Source organism: Sutcliffiella rhizosphaerae (assembly GCF_917563925.1).
In the GTDB taxonomy this organism is placed as follows: Bacteria; Bacillota; Bacilli; order Bacillales; family Bacillaceae_I; genus Sutcliffiella_A; species Sutcliffiella_A rhizosphaerae.
This window is the reverse complement of the sequence record NZ_CAKJTJ010000025.1, coordinates 41,369-61,344: the sequence shown is the minus strand read 5'-3', so window position 1 is coordinate 61,344 and position 19,976 is coordinate 41,369. Positions and strand designations below refer to the sequence as shown.

The following is a 19,976-nucleotide window of genomic DNA, read 5'->3' as shown; positions in this document are numbered from 1 at the left end:
TTGGTTAAGAAAGCCCTTTAATAGTAAAAATCCGAACTAATTCAACATTCTAATCATAGAATCATGAATTGTAGTTCGGATTTTTCTTTAGCTAAAATACTTTTGTCCCAGCCTCTTTTTAAAAAAGGATTCGAACCGGTGTCCGAAAATATCACTTTCCTATTAAGTTCAAAATCATAAAGAACTGAACCCCGAGTGATTCTTTCCTCATATAATAGTAAATTAAAAGAAATGGATAATAAATACATACTTCTAAATAATAGTTTTTGCAAACGAGCAAAATACGATTGAATTAATTCAAGTTGATTCTCTTTTTATCGATGTTTAGTTGTCCAATCAAACCCAATAACTTTATTATCCCATGGAATTCTTTTTTCATCAGGTTGAGAAGGGTTATAAGACTTAGTAGTACAATATACCAAAATAGCTGGCTTTTCACCCAGAACACGGTAACCATGAGCAACTCCCTTTGGAATAAGTAATATACTAGGGTTATTTTCTCCCATATAATAAACATTTGTTTTACCTTTCGTAACAGAATGTTCTCTTAAATCATATAAAACAACTTGGGTATTACCTGAAGGAAAAAACCAAAGATCATCTTGTTCTTTATGATAGTGAAATGCCTTAATAACGTCTGGGTAAGATGTTGACCAAGAAAGTTGACCAAAATGTGATAAAAGATAATCATCATCTCTTAATACTTCTGCAAAAAAACCTCTATCATCACAATGTTTAATTATTTTTTTAAAAACCACATTCTCAATACTCACTGCTATCAGCTTCCTTTTTTAAGTATTCATGTAGCCCTTCTTTCCAGCCTTGCAAAAAAATACCGTTCGAATTCAGCTTTTTTGAACTTAAAACTGAGTACATTGGGCGAGGCGTTTTTAAACCATATTCTTTGGAAGAGACAGGAATAACACTCACTTTTGCATTTAAGAATGAAATAATCTCAGTAGCAAATTCAAACCAGCTGCAATTTCCATAATTAGAGATATGATAGATGCCACTTGGCTTTGTTAACAATTTTTGTAATGCTATTCCTACATCCTTCGTATAGGTAGGACAGCCATATTGATCATAAACGACACGAATTTCTTTTGAAAAACCTGCTAGCTTTTTAATGGTATTTACAAAATTATTCCCTCCATGTCCATATAACCATGAAGTTCTAATAATTGTTGTATTTTCATAAGTAGTTAACGCTAATACTTCGCCTAGCCTTTTACTTTTTCCGTAAATGGTTTTAGGATCGGTAACGTCCTCTTCAATATAAGGCTGGTACTTATCACCACTAAATACATAATCCGTACTGATATGAAAAAATTTAACTTTTTTTTCTCTAGCCTCATCTGCTAAATAGTAAGCCCCTATCCCATTAATTAAATAGGCTTTTTCGAGTTCTGTTTCACAAAGATCAACTTGTGTAAAAGCTGCAGTATTAATTAGGATATCTGGCCGATCTTTCTCAAGCACCTCTTTTATTTGAGTGCGATTTGTAATGTCTACCTGCTGTTTGCTATATGGAAATATTTCATATTCTTCCATGTTAAATAATCGAACCAGTTCTTTTCCTAATTGCCCTCCTGCACCTGTAATAATAATTTTCATAAAAGATTACCTTCAAAATTATTTATATACCATTGAATCGTTTTTTTTAGTGATTCATCAAAGTAAAAGGCTTGTTTCCAGCCTAACTCTTTTTGCAGTTTAGAAGAATCAATAGCATACCTTCGATCGTGCCCCTTTCTATCCTCCACATATTCAATTAAGCTTTCAGGCTTTCCCATCATCTCTAAGATTTGCCTTACCACATCTATATTTGTTCTTTCATTTCCACCTCCAATATTATAAACTTCTCCACATTTTCCTTTTTCTAGAATAAGAGATATTGCTTGGCAATGATCTTCTACAAATAACCAATCTCTTACTTGTAGACCATCTCCGTATAAAGGGATTTTCTGATTGTAAAATGCATTGTATATAATAGTTGGAATGAATTTTTCAATGTGTTGAAAAGGTCCAAAATTATTTCCGCACCGGGTCGTAATCAAAGGTAATTGAAATGTTTCATAGTAAGATCGAACTAACAAATCAGAGCTTGCCTTTGAAGCTGAGTAGGGATTATTAGGAGAGAGAGGGGAATTTTCCGTAAAAGGAAGATCAGTTGAGTTTAGGTTGCCGTATACCTCATCTGTTGAGATATGTATCATTTTTTTAGCATAACCTTTGAATAATTGTTGTAATATCTGATAAGTACCAACAATATTTGTTTGAATAAAATCACCTGCATTTTGAATGCTTTTATCAACATGAGACTCTGCAGCAAAATGAATGATTGCTTCATATTCTTGATCCATCACAGCTTCTATATCTCTTACATTTACAATACTTCCTTTAATAAACCTTATCCTAGAATGCGATGTTAACTGCTTGATTTCTTTAGGATGGCTTGCATACGTGAGATAATCAAATACTGTTATATTGTATAATGTAGTTTTAAGTAAGTGCCGAACAAAATTGAGACCAATAAAACCTGCTCCTCCTGTAACCAATATATTCATAGCATTCTTTCCCTCCTTAGATATCTTCTTAGGATTTTAATAATCTGATAAGGTATTTTCCATATTCGTTCTTTTCTAATGGTTTTGCTAATTGCAGAAGTTGTTGAGCCGTAATAAAACCTTTTCGAAAAGCAATTTCTTCTAAACAAGCGATTCGAATGTTTTGGCGATTTTGGATAGTATGAATAAATAAAGAAGCATCTAATAATGATTCATGAGTCCCTGTATCCAACCAACTAAATCCTCTACCCATTAATTCGACATTCAATTTGCTTTCTTGAAGATACCATTCATTAATTGAAGTAATTTCATATTCTCCACGAGCTGATTTTTTAATTTTCTTTGCAACATCAATAACTTTATTATCGTAAATGTAAAGCCCTGTTATAGCATAATTAGATTTAGGGTTTTTAGGCTTTTCTTCAATTGAGATGACATTTTGATGGTGATCAAATTCTACAACCCCAAAACGTTCAGGATCCTTAACGTGGTAACCAAATATGGTAGCGCCATGTTTTCGACTAGTAACTCGTTCAAGTGTCTTAGTGAAATTATCTCCATAAAATATGTTATCCCCTAATACTAAAGATACAGAGTCTAACCCAATAAAAGCTTCCCCTATAATAAAAGCTTGTGCAATACCTTCCGGTTTTTCTTGAGATAAATAACTTAGTTTAATACCTAAGTGTGTTCCATCACTCAATAACTGTTCAAACCGTGGTGTATCTTCGGGAGTAGATATAATTAAAATCTCTTTAATTCCCGCAAGCATTAGAACAGACATGGGATAATAAATCAAAGGTTTATCGTAAACAGGTAATAATTGTTTTGAAACGACAGTCGTTAATGGATAAAGTCTAGTACCGTACCCGCCAGCCAAGATGATTCCTTTCATGAACATTCACATCCTCAACGTTTTTAATTTAAAAAACGCTCATTTTTATCATATGTGCTTTTTCGATGGGTATGAATGTAAAAGAATTCATTGGTTTTTATAAAAAAATATTTAATTGCAAATTAATAAGTATCGTTTAAAAAACATCAATTAACTAAGTCCTTACAATTATTTTTGAGAGAATTTGTCCGAAACTAAACTAAATACAGAAAGACTGCTAACATTGGCAGTCTTTTTAAGTATAAAATCGATTTTTCATTTTTCTTTTTGTTGCTATACATGCCTGCAAATTAGGTGATTTATCAAATATACTCACCTATTATTCATTTAATTTTTCAATGTATATACGAAGCTTATATTCTTTTTTGTAACCAAACTAAAGATTAATTATTTTTTCTAAAATTGTTTTATTGTGTAACATTCGAGGATCATTTGGCCGATATTCCAGGGCCATCTCGTTGTGGTTAAAAGCTAATTGATGCTGGCCTATCCTATCGTAACAAACAACTAATTGTAAATGGGGTAGCCATGTGGAACAAGAGTGGTTTTGAAAAGATAAGCTTTTTTTCTCTACGTTTTCCAATGCTTGTTTATACCAATATATTGCTTTTGAAATTTCATTTTTCTCTAAAAATAAAAATGCTAATCTGCAACAAGTTTCAGGCCTTGGCACATCATAAGTAAGAGCATTCAGTATCCAACTTGACTCTTGTTCTTTAAGTCCTAGTTGATTATAACAATCTGCTAACTTGTTGCAAGCACTTATGTTATCTTCAATCCATCCCTGATTTGTTTTCAAAAATTTAAGGTAATATTCAATAGCCTTTTCAATTTTTTGATGGTCCATTAGCTCATTTGCATAATAAAATAAATCTCTAGGTGAAAATTCTTTTCCGGATAAAACTAAAGTTTCATATATACGTAGGTTTCGTTGCGTGTCGTGGCTGAGTGGCATATGGGAAACTGCAATGTCACTATCATACAATTTACCATATACCTCCAAGTATTCGTGAACAGCACCTATCCATTTAAAACCCTTCTCCCTTTTCACTAAACGATACCTTCTTAAACTAGATGTAACATTATTATGTTCATCAAAAGAAAGATTGTAATGCATAGAAACAGCATCGACATCTAAATCAAGAGTGGTTTTCATTTTTGAAAAAAGTGATTGGTCTTCTTTTAAAAGCACATCATCCGCATCTAACCATAAAATATAATCAGCTGTAGCCTGCTGAAATGCAAAATTTCTTGCAGCCGAAAAATCCTCAACCCATGTGAAATCAAAAATCCGATCTGTATATGAGGCTACTATTTCATTTGTCCGATCAGTTGACCCAGTATCAATAATATTAATCTCATCAACTATTTCACTTACGGAATCCAAACACCTGCTAATGACAGCTTCCTCATTTTTTACAATCATACATAAACTGATTGTAATCACAATAGCACCTCCTTAAAGCTTCATTTATATGCGAAATTCTAATAACGATTTTCTATAAATAATATGAGACGGCTATTCTATATAGGAGTTAACCAGGTAAGGGAGTACTCTGCAGTAGGAATTTTTTTGAAGGTTATTTGTTATGTTATGCAATTTGCGGATTTAGGATAACGTCTGTACTTGCTTCTTTACAGGAGAGATTAGTGTTTTTTTGCATGGATAAGTATTTGATAAATCTGAGTGTATTCTGATAAATGATCTAAAGAAAAATCGAATTTTTTAGCAAGATAACTTACTTCGTTTAGAAAAAGTTTCACCTTAGAATCTACATCCACATAATTGTATGTTTGAGATTGAACTTCAAATAAATCTTGAGGAAATAAAGTCTGAACAGTTTTTGGAGTGAAAAATCGCAAGTGTGTTCGATCTAGAATCCCAGCATCTACATAGTTCCAATCACCTTGTATTAAAGGGAATAAAGCCTCTGCATGAGAAATATTGGGAATACTACATATTAGGGATCCAGAAGGTTTTAAATATACAGATAATTCCTCTATTATATTCCATGGATTTTTCAAATGTTCTAATACATCTGCTAATATAATAGTATCGAAAGAGTTTGGGGTATATGGGAGATCTAAGGTTTCTACATCTATTGTATCAACTCGTTCATAATGTTGATTTGCAATTGATCCTATAAATGAATTTAATTCTACTCCATATAACTTACACGACTGGCGGTTTAATAGCTCCATCCCCACTGCTCCTGCTCCACACCCAATATCCAATATCTTTTTAGCTCCTAGTGGGACTAGTTCAATAATTTCAGGGCGAGAATGAAAAAAATAGGTTAAATCAACTTTCCATTTATCAATAAACTTTTTCCGATTTATACTATATAAATGATGAATATCAATATCCTGGTTTCCGATAAAAGTGGCATGCCCATGATGATGAACGAAAGAATCTAGAGCAACTCTCAACTGATAACCAGAATTTAATGCACGAAGACACAAATCATCATCTTCAAAAGAGCCATACCCAAAACTCTCATCAAATTTACCTATCTTTTTCATTACCTCTTTTTTTACAAGTAAACAAAAACCCACTAACCTTAGTACTCGCCTCGATTTACCAGCGTTACTTTCGCAGTAACCAGAGGCAAAGTCCTGTACCTCATCAATATTTGTATAGTCTACATGGATCTGTTGTGACCCGCTTACATAATTACTAACTGGTCCCACCATTCCAATTTTTTCATCACTATAAAGTAATGATTTCATTGATTCCAGCCAGTTTTTTGTAACAATTGTATCATTATTTAAAAATAAAATCTGGTCCCCTGTGGCTATGTCAAGCCCTTGATTACATCCTTTAGCAAACCCTAAATTTTTTCCGTTTGAAATAATTTCCAAATGGGGAATACTTTTTAAATAATCAATTGTCCCATCAGAAGAGCCATTATCTATAACAATAATTTCTAAGTCTTTTTGTTGTGTATTCTTAATAATACTTTTTAGACACTGCTTTGTTAAATGTAATTGATTATATGTAAGAATAATAATGCTCGTTTTCAATATATCCCCCGCCCTTCTCAAATAAGATTGCGTTAAATATATGTGTATTATAATCATACTATTTTAATGTTATGAAATAAGGTTTTGAAGTATGAAGAGGCTTTAATTCATTCAAACATTGCATTTTAATTTTATTAACAAAAATGCTTTTTTACTAAAAACATTTCACTATGATAAGGAATTAGAATTTTGCCATGTTTGATGTATTATATTCAAATTTAACATTGTAGTAGTTTTTATATCTTGGAACCTATCGGTGTTGGTACATCTTATGTTTAATCAATAAGTGGTTATCTTTCTTGACTAGCAAGTCACCATTCAAAAAGTATAGGTGATTTTTCAGCAAAAAACTCGTACCTCTTCTTAATAAATATTATTTATCAAATCATGCGTATCTACTCATACCATTAGCTATGTTATCTATATAGGTAACTATATAATCTACAAACTCATTATTACCTCCCTAATCAGGTCCATAATATAAGATTAGAAGGGTAACCTCTTCTTTCAATCCACGTATCAACTTTGAGAACTCCAAGCTCTTTTTTATTCTCTCGATTCTATCTTATAGTACGCAACATTCAAGTAAGCGAAAACTAGGAATTTCTTCTTCTAAAATTGCAATTTCTGATAAACATAATGCATTTCCATGTTGGTCAAGTGATTCAAATAAGACTTCAACCTGAGAAACAGAAGCACTTAAACGACCTTGAACTAATACCTTAAAATTACGATGTAGTGATACGGAACAACTATTTTGTTCTATTTTGCCCTTTCCTTTGAGTATGATAGCAAATTGTTCACAAATGCTTTTAAAGTTGTTCATTGAAGAGTCCCCCATTTTATTAGAGAAATATCCATATATACTTATTATTAAAATGTTTCTAATATGTGGAATTAAACATTTAGGAGTATCCATTGCGGAAAGTACTTAAAAAAGTGATTGTTTCCGATATATATCAACAAGTTATTTGAACTAAATAGTATATGGTATAGTTGTTCTTAATGAAAATAGGAATCCGAAGGCCAAAAATTAAATATTTACTTTTAAAAATCTTCTATGGATTTTATTCCCCTTGCTACGAAATCAATCGATATTTACTGAGTAATTTCATAGAAAAATTATATTTCTTCGTCCAATACTTTCTCTTCATCTGTTTTCATTCTATAACCTTCTTTCTGTATAATTTTTCTATATAAAATTTCTTTTATTGTAATCTGCTCTTACATTTGCGTGTATAAGTAGTATCAATCTTTCTAATATTTATTAGGTACGAATGCTTTCTTTCTTAAAATATCATTTAGCTTTTCTGAGCTTAGTAGCATCATGACAATATAAAATACAATAAAAAATGGGAAAATTACTATTGATGTATTTGATGCAATGATACCAAGAATAAGTGGCAAAAAGGTGCTTCCTGTATAAGCGACAGCCATCTGATAGCCCATAATAGTCTGGGAGTGCTTTTTACCAAAACGAGATGGTGTTTCATGTAACATACATGGAAAGATCGGCGCTAATCCAAATCCTAACATTATAAAACCTGCAACAAAAACGTTGGATGGTAATGGCAATAACAGAAGTAGAGCGCCAACAAATGCTATTATTTGCCCGAATCGAATAAGCATACGGTTGGTCATTTTAAACGTAAGAAACCCAGTTAGAAATCTACCAATCGTTAGCCCTCCCCAGTAGAATGAAACCCATGTTGCAGCTTGTGCTGCTGGTAACTCTTTAACATTAACGAGATAGCTACTTCCCCAAAGTCCCACTGTTGCTTCTACACCACAATATAACAGAAAGGACAGCAGCGATAGCTTTACTCCTTTTATTTGCATAGGCTTTACCTGCTTTGTGTCTTCAGGAGAAATTTCTTCAAAGTGGTCCTCTGCATTTTTTTTTGCCTTGATCTTAGTGTTATTGGAGACTCTATTCCACAATGGTAACGAGAAAAGAAGGATTACAGCCAACGTAAACTGAATTACTGCGATGGTAAGATAACCATTTCTCCATGCATATTGTACTGAAATAGATTGGGCCATGATGATAGGACCCAAGGTAGCTCCAACACCCCAAAAACTATGTAACCAGCTCATGTGGTGTGCCTTATAATGATTAGCAACAAAATTGTTTAATGCTGCGTCGACAGCCCCTGCCCCTAATCCTAGAAGGATTGCCCAAACAACCAACCAAATGATTGATGGTGCAAAATAAAAGCCAAGTAAAGCACTGGCAGTCATAAAGCCACTAAAAAATGTGACCTTTCCAGTACCAAATTGTATTATTACTTTTCCACTAACCAAGCTTGAAACAATGGTGCCCCCTGCTGTTATCATAAAAAGTATACCAGCTGTCTCAAGCGGAACCCCGAAGTCTTGTTGCATCACAGGCCATGCAGCCCCCAATAATGAATCAGGTAATCCTAAGCTAATAAAAGCCAAATAAATAATTATCAAAAGTAATAGTATCATGTTTAACCGTTTCTCCTAACTGTATCATTTCTTTATTTTACAAAGAACTTATTACACAAAATTACAAAGTCGATGAAGGGGAAACTTATTAAATAGATTTAATAAGTTAATAAAAATTACAGCATTCATACTTTTTTTAAGATGAATGCCAACGGTTAGTTCATGTGTTATTACTTATCTCATCGATCATTACATCAAGACAAAGAGTTTTTAATCCAACTAAGTAGTCTTGTTCCCAATTACTAGCTTCAAATTCTGGAAGATGCTCTAAAGGGATATACTTTGAGCTCTTAGCCTTTATTGTCTCTAAGATTATTTCATCCACTTCATCCTCACAAAAAATGAAAACATGAGGATTAATAATAGCAACAATTGAGGCTACCAACCTACTTATGGCATCAATTTCATACTCCTCACTAATCATCTTTTTTGCCTTTCCAATTTCTCTTTTTAAAGCTTGTAGAAAATTTCGGTCATTATATTGAGGAATAAACTGAACCTCACCAGAGAAAAATGTACTTCCACGAACGATAATTCCGTTTAATATAATCCCTGCACCAGGGCCATTTTGTCCAGTATATAAATATACAAGGGATTGATCCTTACCGTTCCATTTTTTGTAGTAGCCCAGAATAGCAGCATTCATATCATTTTCCACCACGACAGGTAGAGAAAAATACTTCTCAAAATACCCTTGTAAATCTATATTTTGAAAATGCTCATATCCTGGGATATGAAAAACGCGACCATTGTCGACCGCACCTGGAACTCCAATCGCCATTGAACTAATTTTAGGATTTTCGTTAATAATTTTTTCGATATAGGTAGTTAATATATCTGAACCACCATCTATTAGTACACTTGAAAGTTTTCCTTGGTTTTTTATTTCTCCCAGACAATTAAAAATTATATAGTTTGTCTCTGATTTCTCTAAAAAAATGGCAAGACCTTGCATATACTCAGGGTTATACATATATCTCTTTGCTCTTCTGCCACCACTAGATTCATCAAGGCCAACAGAAATAACTTCTCCATCGTTCTCCATTTGTGCAATGATTTTGCTTATTGTTGGGAAACTAATTTTTAATTTTTTACTTAGATCTACTTTTGTTGTAGTTCCATATTCTAAAAGAGTTTTACGAATACCACGAAGGATCAACATTTTCATAGATTTTGGATTTGCCGTTTTTTCATCCACTAAAATCACCACCTCATGCACTTATTAAACTAAATTAATAAGTCATGAAGAAAACATACCATATTTTTCATGTTATAACAATGAAAGGTTGCTCTACTATTTCAAAGTTACCTTTTTTAACAGTCTAGTATAATGGTCACATAAGTATGTCTTTTTATTTGTTTTCTACTCCAGTTTCACCTTGTACTCCTGTGGTAGTGCCTTGACCGCATGTAGCCAAAACTAACATTAACGATAATAATTGATGGCCATATCTAACTGGATAGATAATTCCGCAACCATCTCTTATTCTTTAATCCGTATCGTCCCAACAGGTGGCCATTCCAATAATCAAAAAATCATAGCGCAAGAAAATAAAATAGGGGCTTATCGTCGTATAATAACGCAAAAAGAAGACAGTCCGGTATTAATTGACTGCCTTCATTTTTTTGTTTGCTGTGAAAAGAGGTTCCTAAAATCTACCTCGCTTTTTTACCTTTTGTTAGAACCTGTACATTTTCATCTCCACGAACTTCAACTTTACTTCCTTCAATAATGACTTCTTTTACTTGTGTCCCTTTAAAATCCACTACAACTGCATGGTCATTTTTCGGTTTAATGGTTACGGTTTGATTCGCAAAACCTTCACCATAAAATTCCGCATATGCCCCAGTGAACACAATGCCATTTTTAATGTCCGATGCTGCATCAATTGTAACCGACACACTTTGATCGTGAATCATTAGTTTCCCAGTTTTATAGTTTTTATAGTTATAAACCTTTTCTGGAATAATTGGTTCTACGTTATCTTCATCTTCGTCCACATTAAACACTTTATTAACAGGGACATTGTTAGTTTCATCCCAATCCCAAACGTTATTAAAGTCCCATCCTAATTTTTCGAATGTAGCTTTTTGTGCAAAATCAGTAGTAGTCACTCCAGTAAATGTAGTAGCAACTCCCGATGGTAAATCATCTGTGCTTAACTTGTCACTGTTATAGTAGTTGTTTTGATTTGCGTCAATAATTGGTCTGCTGCCTGACCAATAGCCTGCTATTTTACCAGATCCAGGTGCAGCTCCACTTACTTCATTGGTTACAGCATTGCCAGTAAAGTTTTGGAGAAGGCTACCAGAAGAACCGCCCATATCACCAACAACTGCACCAATATAATTACCGCCTGCTGGCCCTGAGACTGTAGCCATTATCAGGTTATTTTGAATTACATTTCCTGTTGTTGTATCTTTGGTGATAAGAGGTGAACCTGAACCATTCCAATTCGTCCCGCCTATTAATCCTCCAACAGGGTTCCCATATACCTCTGCGTTAACAGTAGAATTTTGTAGTGTACCTGCATGAAGCGTACCTACAATACCGCCTGTGTTGCTTCCACCTGTTATTTTTCCATTCACATACGTGTTTTCAATTGTACCTGTAGAAGTTCCAGCAATTGCACCTGTGCTACCTTGACCGACAATATCTGCATTTATCAGCTTAAGGTTTTCTATGATACCGTTAGTGCCTACATAAGAAAAGAAACCAGTGCTACCATTTGCACTCTCCATTTTCAAATTGCTAATTGTATACCCATTTCCATTGAATGTGCCTAAAAATGGAGTTGGCTTGGTACCGCCGCCAATTACTGAGAATGTCACATCTTGCATATCAATATTTGCTGATAGCTCATATTTGCCATCAATTGGATAGGCTGATGTGCCAAACCCTTCAGATAATGCAACCAATTCACTTGCTGTTCCAACTTTTATAGTCTGTGTATCGCCACCAATTGGTGTCACCTTATCTGTAGCTGCACTTGTTGCTCCACCGTTATAGAAACCATTTCCCGTTGCAACGCTGCGCAAATACAGACCAACATCTTCTTCTTTGATTGTATAGGAGGATTCTGTCTCCCCCTCAATCGTTGTCCATGTTGTACCGTCCGCTGAGCTCTCCCATCTGAAATCCGCGGTAGCGCCTGATGGAGTCACCGATGAATTCAATGTTTGACCCTCTTTAGCAATTCCACTAAGTTCAACTTTCGTTATCGTCAACTCATTAACTTCTTTTGGTACTGCAGGATAATTCCAATCTGCTAAATTAGGAGTACGTGGTGTGTTTGTAACAAGTACGTCTTTGTCACCATTGACCAGGTTTCCATCAGTATCTAAGCCTTTGCTAGTGATTCTGATTTCATCTGGTGAAATGGAAATATTGGAAAAACCTTCCCCGATTGGTCGTACATCTACATATGCCATTTTTGAGGCGTCCCTGTTATCACTTACGAATCTAGGTCCTCGTCTGTCCCTATTTCCAGAATAATTAGTGATATAAGTAGTTCCGTTACCATAAGTTTGCGGATCAATGTTTGCACCATTTGCATATAGCTTTGTGCGGACATAGATGTGATCATGTCCCATAAGCACCACATCGACTCCCGCTTCATCAAAAGCGGTTGTCCAAGATTCAACAGGATTTGCCATCCGATATCCGAAAAGTGACTTGTGTATAACTGCTACAGTCCATTTTGTTGGGTTTTGTTTAACAACAGATTTCATCCAGTCCTGTTGTGCTTTTCTTTGAGAAGAGCTGCTTTGATCCTGATAGTCCAACATCATGAAAAGTGTATCACCGTAGACAAAATAGTAGTTGCTTGACTCAAATTGCTTTATGTCCAATCCCGATACCATTCTTTCCGTACCATCGCCGCCACCGTAAAAGGATGCTCCGTTTTTAGGCGGGTTATAACGTCCCAAAAGGTTTTGCAAGGTTGGGTCTATCGAATCCCAGCTGTTATTCGGGGCCCATTTGTTACCTGCACCGTCGTACTCATGATTTCCGGTCCCTAGATACAGGGGCACACGGGCGAACTTATCAGCATTCCCTTCAAAAAAAGCATCCCATTGTACAGTATCAAATCCATAGGAAATCTGGTCGCCTGAGCTTAGGATGAAGGAAGCATCTGGGAAATCAGTAAATGCTTGTTCTAGTGCTTTCCCATTATGGTTCGAGCCGGGAGATGCATGTACATCAGTAACCCAGTTAAAGTTAAATGTATCAACATCGCTTTCAGGTGTTGTAAAGCTAGCCGGCGACTTAACGTCTGTAACATTCATTGCTCCATCACCAACGGAATAGACATACTCCGTATCAGGCTCAAGTACAGTTGTTTCCACTTTATGGCTTTGTACAGGCTCAACAGAGTAATCCGTTCCAGCACCAGTATAATTCGCATTTTCAAGGGCGCTAGAAAGATCTACTGTATTATTTGTTCCTACAACCATATTTGTAAACATGCCACCATTACTTTCAAAGTCTGTCTTTTTTGCATAATAGAGCTGTGTTGTTTTCGTTGTTGGTGGCGTTACCCAGTTAAAACGTGCAATATACTTTCCTTCCTCTTGATTAAATGAATCGTACAAGAAGGTTACAGAAGTAGGTTCTTTACCTCCACCTATCGGTTGACTTAATTCATCTCCAGATTTGGTAAAGGTAAATGTATCAATAACTTGGAAAGGCCCCTCAGCGCCTGTCGCTTTATAGTAAGCTGTATAAGTTATCGCGTTGCTTGTAACATTTACCTTACTATATACTCCCGGAGAATGGATAGACCCACCACCAGTACCCGTCTTGTTTTTGCGAAGGTCGTAATGGAAATCACTCCAGGAAGTGTCTTTTGTACCGTTTAAGCTGTACCCATAATTATAAACAGATCCTCCAATGACGTAGGTTGGCGCTTCCCCGAATGTTACATTCTCAAAGCTTCCTGTACCTGACGCTGTAGAAGTAGTTTTTAAAGTGTTTCTATGATATCCATGTTCATGACCATTTAAAACAAGATCGATACCGGCATCGGTAAGTTTTTTACCTGTCAAATTATCGATATTGTAATGACTATGTCCGGGGTTATAAGGTGGAACATGAAAATATGCAATTTTCCACACTTTAGAAGTATTTTTAACTTCCTTTTCTAAAAAGTCCCATTGGATGGTATCGTCTTCTTTAGAAGCATAAGAGTTAAGGGAAATAAACAGAGCATCTCCATATTCATAGGAATATACGGTTCCATCTGCCGCTGGAGTTAGCCCTTCTGGTTTATTTAAAGAAGTATGGTTTAATCTTGCTCGATACTGCACTAAATCTCTGTCATAAGATGCACCATCATGGTTCCCTGGGGTAACCATAAATGGCAGGGTATCTGAAAGATTTTGAGCTGCATCAAAAAACATCTGCCATTGATCTGAAAAATGTCCATCCTCAACAACATCACCCGTATGAAGAAGAAATGCTGTATCTGATTCATTCTCTTTTATATGGTCGTATAACTTTTTTGTGTTTTCAAACGAACTAACAGATGTTCCCTGTGTATCTGGCGAAATAACAAATGAAAATGGCTTGTTTGCATCAGGATCTGCAGGCGCTGTAAAACTAGCAATAGCACTATATCCATCTTCAACATTACCAACTTTATAATAATAGTTTGTTTCAGGGATAAGATCTTGAATCACTGCATTAAAAGAAGTAATCGGTGTAAATTGAACCGGCGTGCTTCTAGTCGAAACAATATCCTCTTCTTTTGGTATAGACTTTGTTGCAATTTTTGTCACACCATCGTCAAGGCTAGGTGATGTTCCATAAATAATTTCCGCAGAACCCACTTCAGGACCCATGAGCCAATTAAAACTCATCGCAGTTTTACCCTCTTCTGCTCCACCTCCAATACTCATTGAAATTTGCGACGGAGTTTTCGCAGGTGCTACTGCTAATGTTGTCATAGGCGTTACAAGTCCAGAAACAGCTATAAGCACTACTAAAAATACTGAGATTAATTTTGACAATGATTTCTTCCCTCTGCCCACTTTCAAATTCTCCTTCCTATTATCACAAATATTTTATAATGACCCCCCTATCATCCCTCTAGTTTGTAAACTCTGATATGTTTTAATATTAATATTCTATTAAGTATTTATTTTTAAGTTAAATCCTGGTTCCTTTTCTATTTCAGCTTAAAGCTCCCTAAAAGGTGATTCATGAATTCAAACAAATGAGTAGCCACTTCATTTCATTCATGTGGGCCTAATATGGCTTTCAGTTTTCACCACTTCGAGATCTTTAGTGAAATACTTAAAAGCTTCACTAAAAGGAAGATGCTTTACTTAAAATAAACATATTTAGTAAAAAAAAATAAGCCGCACTTCTCCTTTATCGGAAAAGTGCTGCTTAAGTTTCATACTTTAGCCCATTTACATGCAGTCCATTCACATTGCCCTAGGTAAATCAATTGATTTCTTTTTTGGGTAAACGGGTTTGATCTCCTTCTAAGGTTCGTGTAATTTATGCAACTTTTCCATCCCATACTCCCCCAATTCTTTACCTAAATAAGTGCTAATAACCAGTACTTTTCTATTTTTGAATTTATTTATATATTAATAATTATATATCGTTTTGCATTTTGGGGTATAACACGAACAATTAGAGAAAAAGGAATTTTTTCAAGTAATTGATTTTCTGTTTTCCAAAATACTTTTAACATAAAAGAATTACAGAAGTTCACTTATGTGCAAAGAACCGTCTTTGGGTTGAAGTAACAGATTATTTTTCTGTTTTTATAATCTAAAGGTTATTTTGTTTGCTATAAATAGTAAACAAAGTGCTATAGGAGAATATCCATTTTAAAAATTATCCTACTATATTGTATTCAACCGTCAACAATTGACACCCATCGTGGAAGACCATTTCTAAAAAGGCGCTTTACTTATAAAGTGTGCGCCTTCTTCTATAAAATCAATGGTCATGTTCCTCATCTTCCTCATACACATACGGATCTTCCGGAGGGTGGATCAGCTCCAATTCTTTTATTCGCAGGAATGGGATGCTATTACCACCATAATCCGTTGTTTCCAGCAATCCTTTCACTTTGACCCAGTCATTTTCCTCATATTCCGAGGCGTTTGAAGCAGTTGAAAGCAGTCCAATAATCTCTCTTTCCCCGTCTTTCTCTTTTTCGCAGCAGGTATATCTACCTATCACGACCTCGTCTTTATTAAATGAGGGCTCACGATAAATAAATCCTGTATATTCTATTTCCTTTCCCGAAAAGTCTTCTGGGAACAATCCAATTGTATCCAAGTAATGAATGTATTCTTTATCCGGGATAACGATCATGTTCTCCTTCAGCAATTCACTTTTGATATTTTCATAAAACTCTTCCGGTTTTTCAGGTCCATGTGAGTGGTCATGGTCATGAAGATCCCCTTCCTCATCATGGTCGTCCTCATGCTTTTCTTCCAGGCTCTCCATGTAGCCTTCCGGGTCTGCTAGATATTCCTCTGCCCTTTTCAAATCGGCGTTTTCTGTATCAGGTCTGCTTGTTACTTCTTCTTTATTTAAGAGATAAAAGACGAAGACACCGCTAATTGCTATTCCCAAAAGAACAGCAATAATTACTACAGCTTTTTTATTCATTTCAACATTCCTTTCAGCATCAACTGAGGACTGATTAAACTATCATCCATTATTTGAATTCCTTCCAATTCAGGCTGTTTTCTTCAAAAAGATCTGCAAATGATTTATTTTCTCTTCTTCAATCGTTTCTCTTTCTTGACTCTGGCAGTCGCCATCCTTTGATTCCTCAAGCTGGATTCTCATTAACTTCAGCTATTGAATACATCCTCCTGCATTTTTAACACCTATGTAAATATATCCAATATTAAAAGCGGCACATTGATGTACCGCTTTTAATATTCAATTACCTATATGAATTGTGAGTTGGACAAAACAAATCTTCCTCTGATTTTCTAACAATAGAAAAGTTATCAACATTATAATGACCGTGAAGTGTAGTGTTATGATGTAGTATGATTTGTTCTTTACTTAAAACATCATTGCCCAATGTTGAATGTCCATCACCAACTAATGTTGCATCAAATCCATTTATAGTTGCTGTTCTGACAGCACTATCTATACAGTGCTGTGTTTCACAGCCCATAATCACTATATGTTCAATATGTTTTGATTTTAAATATTCTAGAAGACCTGTCCCATAAAAAGAATTCGTTGCAGATTTATCGAAAACCTTTGCTTTAGTGGGTACATTGATTTCATTGTGAATATGAAATCCATTTCCGTTTCCTTCAGCAACATCCAGATCTCTTACAAACACAACTGGAACACCTGCTTCTTTTGCTTTTTCAATCACTTTATTGATATTCTTGATAAGTTGCACTTTATTGTAAATCGGACTTGCTCCTAGATTTCCTTCAATTAGTTCTTGTTGTGCATCAATGATTAATAATGTTTGATTCAAGTTTTTTCCCCTTTCAAGTGTGGGAAAACGCTATAAAAATAATTAGTTAGACGTTAACCCCTTATAATCTTTCATGGTAACATTTCTTCTGTTTATCATACTAATTACCCCCTAAACTTAAATTACCTATAAATCATTTTTAATAATTTTTCGGTAATCTAATTTTAACATAGTTACAAATTCCTTTTGTTAAGAATTTAAGTCATTTTATCATTTTTTCATGTTAGTAGGTGCTGTTACATCAATCATAAAATGCATAATCTTTTTTTGTTTTACTCTTAAAAAGAAAGCACTGATTATTTCAACCTTTTAAGAACTTTTGTATCACTCGTCACTAGATGATTGACGGTTGACAACAAAGTACCTACTTTTTTGACACAAAAGCTTACTACAAAAGAAGCTATTATAATGGCATTTTTAGAGTGAGTTTTGAGTAGCGCTTTTGTGTCATTATTTTATTAAATATAGAAGTGTGCCTTGTTTAAGAATCGCTCCGGATTGTTGAAAATTGTTTTCATGAAGTCAATTTAATTGATTAAGGCCCCTCATTAGGTGGATTTAGATAATGTTCAGCAAAATCCTCTTTATAAGGAGCATTAGACTTGAGAATTCTTTCAGTAGCCTCTTTGGTATCATAAGTAGTGACCTTTAATTCAACATCAGGACCTAATAAAACCCAACAAGCACCGTTGGCTCGGCTCTGTAATCCCACACTTCCTGCATTGATGAGACGTTTATCATCAACAATGCGATCAAATTGAATATGTGTATGACCGCAAATAATAATATCTTGAGTTACATTTTCAATCATTGGTCGAACTTCATTATCTGGAGTATTTATTCGAATTGCTTCTTCATCACTGCGTGGAGATCCGTGTACAAATAAGATTTCACCCAACCCATCAATATTCAAGGATGTTTCTTCAGGAAAACTCTTCAGAAATTTTATCTGTTCTTCTGTTAATTGATCCGCACACCAGTGGTTTAACTCTGCCGTTAGGTCATCCAATCCCTTTTCTTTTCCATAACGATAAGAAACTTCACGATCAGCGTTGCCTTTAATGAAAATATATTCATCTTTATAATCCATTAAAAGATCCATAACTTGTCGTGGTTCGGGTCCCCAAACTAAATCACCACCAACAATAACTCGCTCAACATTCGTTCTTTTAATTTCTTCTAAAACAGCCTTTAATGCTGAATAATTTCCATGAATATCATAAATAGCAGCTACACGCATTTGAACATTCCTCCCCCATAGTGAATGTATTACTTTTCACTAATATACAAATTTACTTTAAAAACGTTTCGTATATTCTTCCAATATCTGAACCCCTAATTAATAAATACTTATTACTTTTCCCCAACCCCTCTCTATTTCTTGATACCAATTTTTTCGGATCCATCTCCCCTGTTGCAAAGGGGAGCATGTGTGAAATTGCAATGGTTCTTAATGACTCAAAAAACACATTCTGGATTATATGGAAAAAAATAAGTTATTAATTAACGATTGGTTGTTCTATGTACTGTCCCATAATCATTCATCATTCCATCCTCCTTCTTTATATCTTTAAGACTTTCATTTATTAATCAACAGAAAAGTTATTTCTTTTTACATAAGGAAATAATCCTTCAGTAATCAGTATGATGTTGGGAAAGTTATTTATTATCTTCAGCGGATATCTTTTTCATTAATCGCTCTAATTTTTTTTCTGTATCTGTCTCCTCTACTGGTGTATAGATACTACACCGTAAATCCATATCACCTTGAACTTGAAGATAAGTCAAATTAAATAACATTTTGCCTGCTTTAGCATGTCTGAATTCAATTATCATTTCTGGAGCCTTACTTACATGACTTTCTTGCCACAATTCTTGGAATTCTGAGTATGAATGACTCATTTCATTAATAAATTGGTTGTACCATTCATCGCCTAAGTAGTGTCCATAATATGTACGGAAAATTGCAAGAAAACCTTTCGCAAAATGTTCCCAATTGACAGCTAAAGCTTTTAATTCTTTTCTAGTGAACACTAAACGAATCAAATTTCTTTAGTCATTCGGTATTTTTTCAAAATCTAAAAAAACATGAGCAGCTGCAGGATTCCATCCTACAATATGGCAATGTCGATCCGTAATGATAGTCGGGCAATAAGTTAATTCAGCAAGTATTCGCTTTAAGGAAGGATTTAGCTCTAATTGATCCTTCTTTTGATGTGGAATTTCTGATTTGGTCTCTAATGCTAGATTATATAAGTAGTCTCTTTCATCATTTTTTAATTGTAGTGCTACAGAAATACAATCAAGTACGATTGATGACACTTTTATATCTCTTCCTTGCTCTAGCCATGTATACCAAGTTGTACTTACACCTGCTAATTGTGCAACCTCTTCTCTTCGTAACCCAGGTGTCCTTCTACGAGATCCTGCTGCCAAACCAATAGATTCTGGCTTTATTTGAGCTCGCTTAGTTTTTAAGAATGTCGATAAAGCTTCAAGTCTAGTTTTTTCGTTCACTTTTTTTAAACTCCTCATTGT

The 19,976-nt window shown here is 34.6% G+C and carries 12 protein-coding genes and 2 pseudogenes; all 14 read right to left on the bottom strand.

Annotation, left to right across the window (positions count from 1 at the left end; all coding sequences use genetic code 11):
* Positions 1-314 precede the first annotated feature (314 nt).
* Entirely contained in the window at positions 315-773 is a 459-nt protein-coding gene (locus LRP81_RS17490) for a dTDP-4-dehydrorhamnose 3,5-epimerase family protein (protein ID WP_230503501.1), read from the bottom strand.
* Positions 763-1,614 (bottom strand): dTDP-4-dehydrorhamnose reductase, encoded by an 852-nt coding sequence (rfbD, locus tag LRP81_RS17485; protein WP_230503500.1) that lies wholly within the window; start codon positions 1,612-1,614, stop codon positions 763-765. Before rfbD ends, LRP81_RS17490 begins: the two co-directional genes overlap by 11 nt.
* Positions 1,611-2,567 carry a dTDP-glucose 4,6-dehydratase gene (gene rfbB / locus LRP81_RS17480; protein WP_230503499.1) on the bottom strand — a complete coding sequence of 319 codons (957 nt, stop codon included), beginning with the start codon at positions 2,565-2,567 and terminating at the stop codon, positions 1,611-1,613. The genes rfbD and rfbB overlap by 4 nt, the downstream gene beginning before the upstream one ends.
* Before the next feature lie 28 nt (positions 2,568-2,595).
* Positions 2,596-3,462 carry a glucose-1-phosphate thymidylyltransferase RfbA gene (rfbA, locus tag LRP81_RS17475; RefSeq protein ID WP_230503498.1) on the bottom strand — a complete coding sequence of 289 codons (867 nt, stop codon included), beginning with the start codon at positions 3,460-3,462 and terminating at the stop codon, positions 2,596-2,598.
* Between the two features lie 376 nt (positions 3,463-3,838).
* Positions 3,839-4,909, bottom strand: a complete 1,071-nt coding sequence (locus LRP81_RS17470) for a glycosyltransferase (protein WP_230503497.1) — start codon at positions 4,907-4,909, stop codon at positions 3,839-3,841.
* Between the two features lie 200 nt (positions 4,910-5,109).
* Positions 5,110-6,543, bottom strand: a complete 1,434-nt coding sequence (locus LRP81_RS17465) for a glycosyltransferase (RefSeq protein WP_230503495.1) — start codon at positions 6,541-6,543, stop codon at positions 5,110-5,112.
* A gap of 535 nt (positions 6,544-7,078) precedes the next feature.
* Positions 7,079-7,312 (bottom strand): annotated as a pseudogene (locus tag LRP81_RS17460) (DUF1259 domain-containing protein); the annotation flags it as partial.
* Positions 7,313-7,743: 431 nt separating this feature from the next.
* Positions 7,744-8,958, bottom strand: coding sequence for an MFS transporter (locus LRP81_RS17455; RefSeq protein WP_230503493.1), 1,215 nt, complete (start codon positions 8,956-8,958; stop codon positions 7,744-7,746).
* Positions 8,959-9,118: 160 nt separating this feature from the next.
* A complete protein-coding gene (locus LRP81_RS17450) occupies positions 9,119-10,156 on the bottom strand; it encodes an ROK family transcriptional regulator (protein ID WP_399207988.1) in 1,038 nt (345 codons plus the stop codon).
* 458 nt (positions 10,157-10,614) lie between these two features.
* Positions 10,615-14,970, bottom strand: coding sequence for a metallophosphoesterase (locus tag LRP81_RS17445; protein ID WP_230503491.1), 4,356 nt, complete (start codon positions 14,968-14,970; stop codon positions 10,615-10,617).
* A 946-nt stretch (positions 14,971-15,916) separates the two neighbouring features.
* Positions 15,917-16,597 carry a TIGR03943 family putative permease subunit gene (locus LRP81_RS17440; protein WP_230503489.1) on the bottom strand — a complete coding sequence of 227 codons (681 nt, stop codon included), beginning with the start codon at positions 16,595-16,597 and terminating at the stop codon, positions 15,917-15,919.
* Positions 16,598-16,880: 283 nt separating this feature from the next.
* A complete protein-coding gene (locus tag LRP81_RS17435; protein ID WP_230503487.1) occupies positions 16,881-17,438 on the bottom strand; it encodes a cysteine hydrolase family protein in 558 nt (185 codons plus the stop codon).
* 535 nt (positions 17,439-17,973) lie between these two features.
* Positions 17,974-18,678 (bottom strand): metallophosphoesterase family protein, encoded by a 705-nt coding sequence (locus LRP81_RS17430; protein ID WP_230503485.1) that lies wholly within the window; start codon positions 18,676-18,678, stop codon positions 17,974-17,976.
* A 419-nt stretch (positions 18,679-19,097) separates the two neighbouring features.
* Positions 19,098-19,955 (bottom strand): annotated as a pseudogene (locus LRP81_RS17425) (helix-turn-helix transcriptional regulator).
* Positions 19,956-19,976 lie beyond the last annotated feature (21 nt).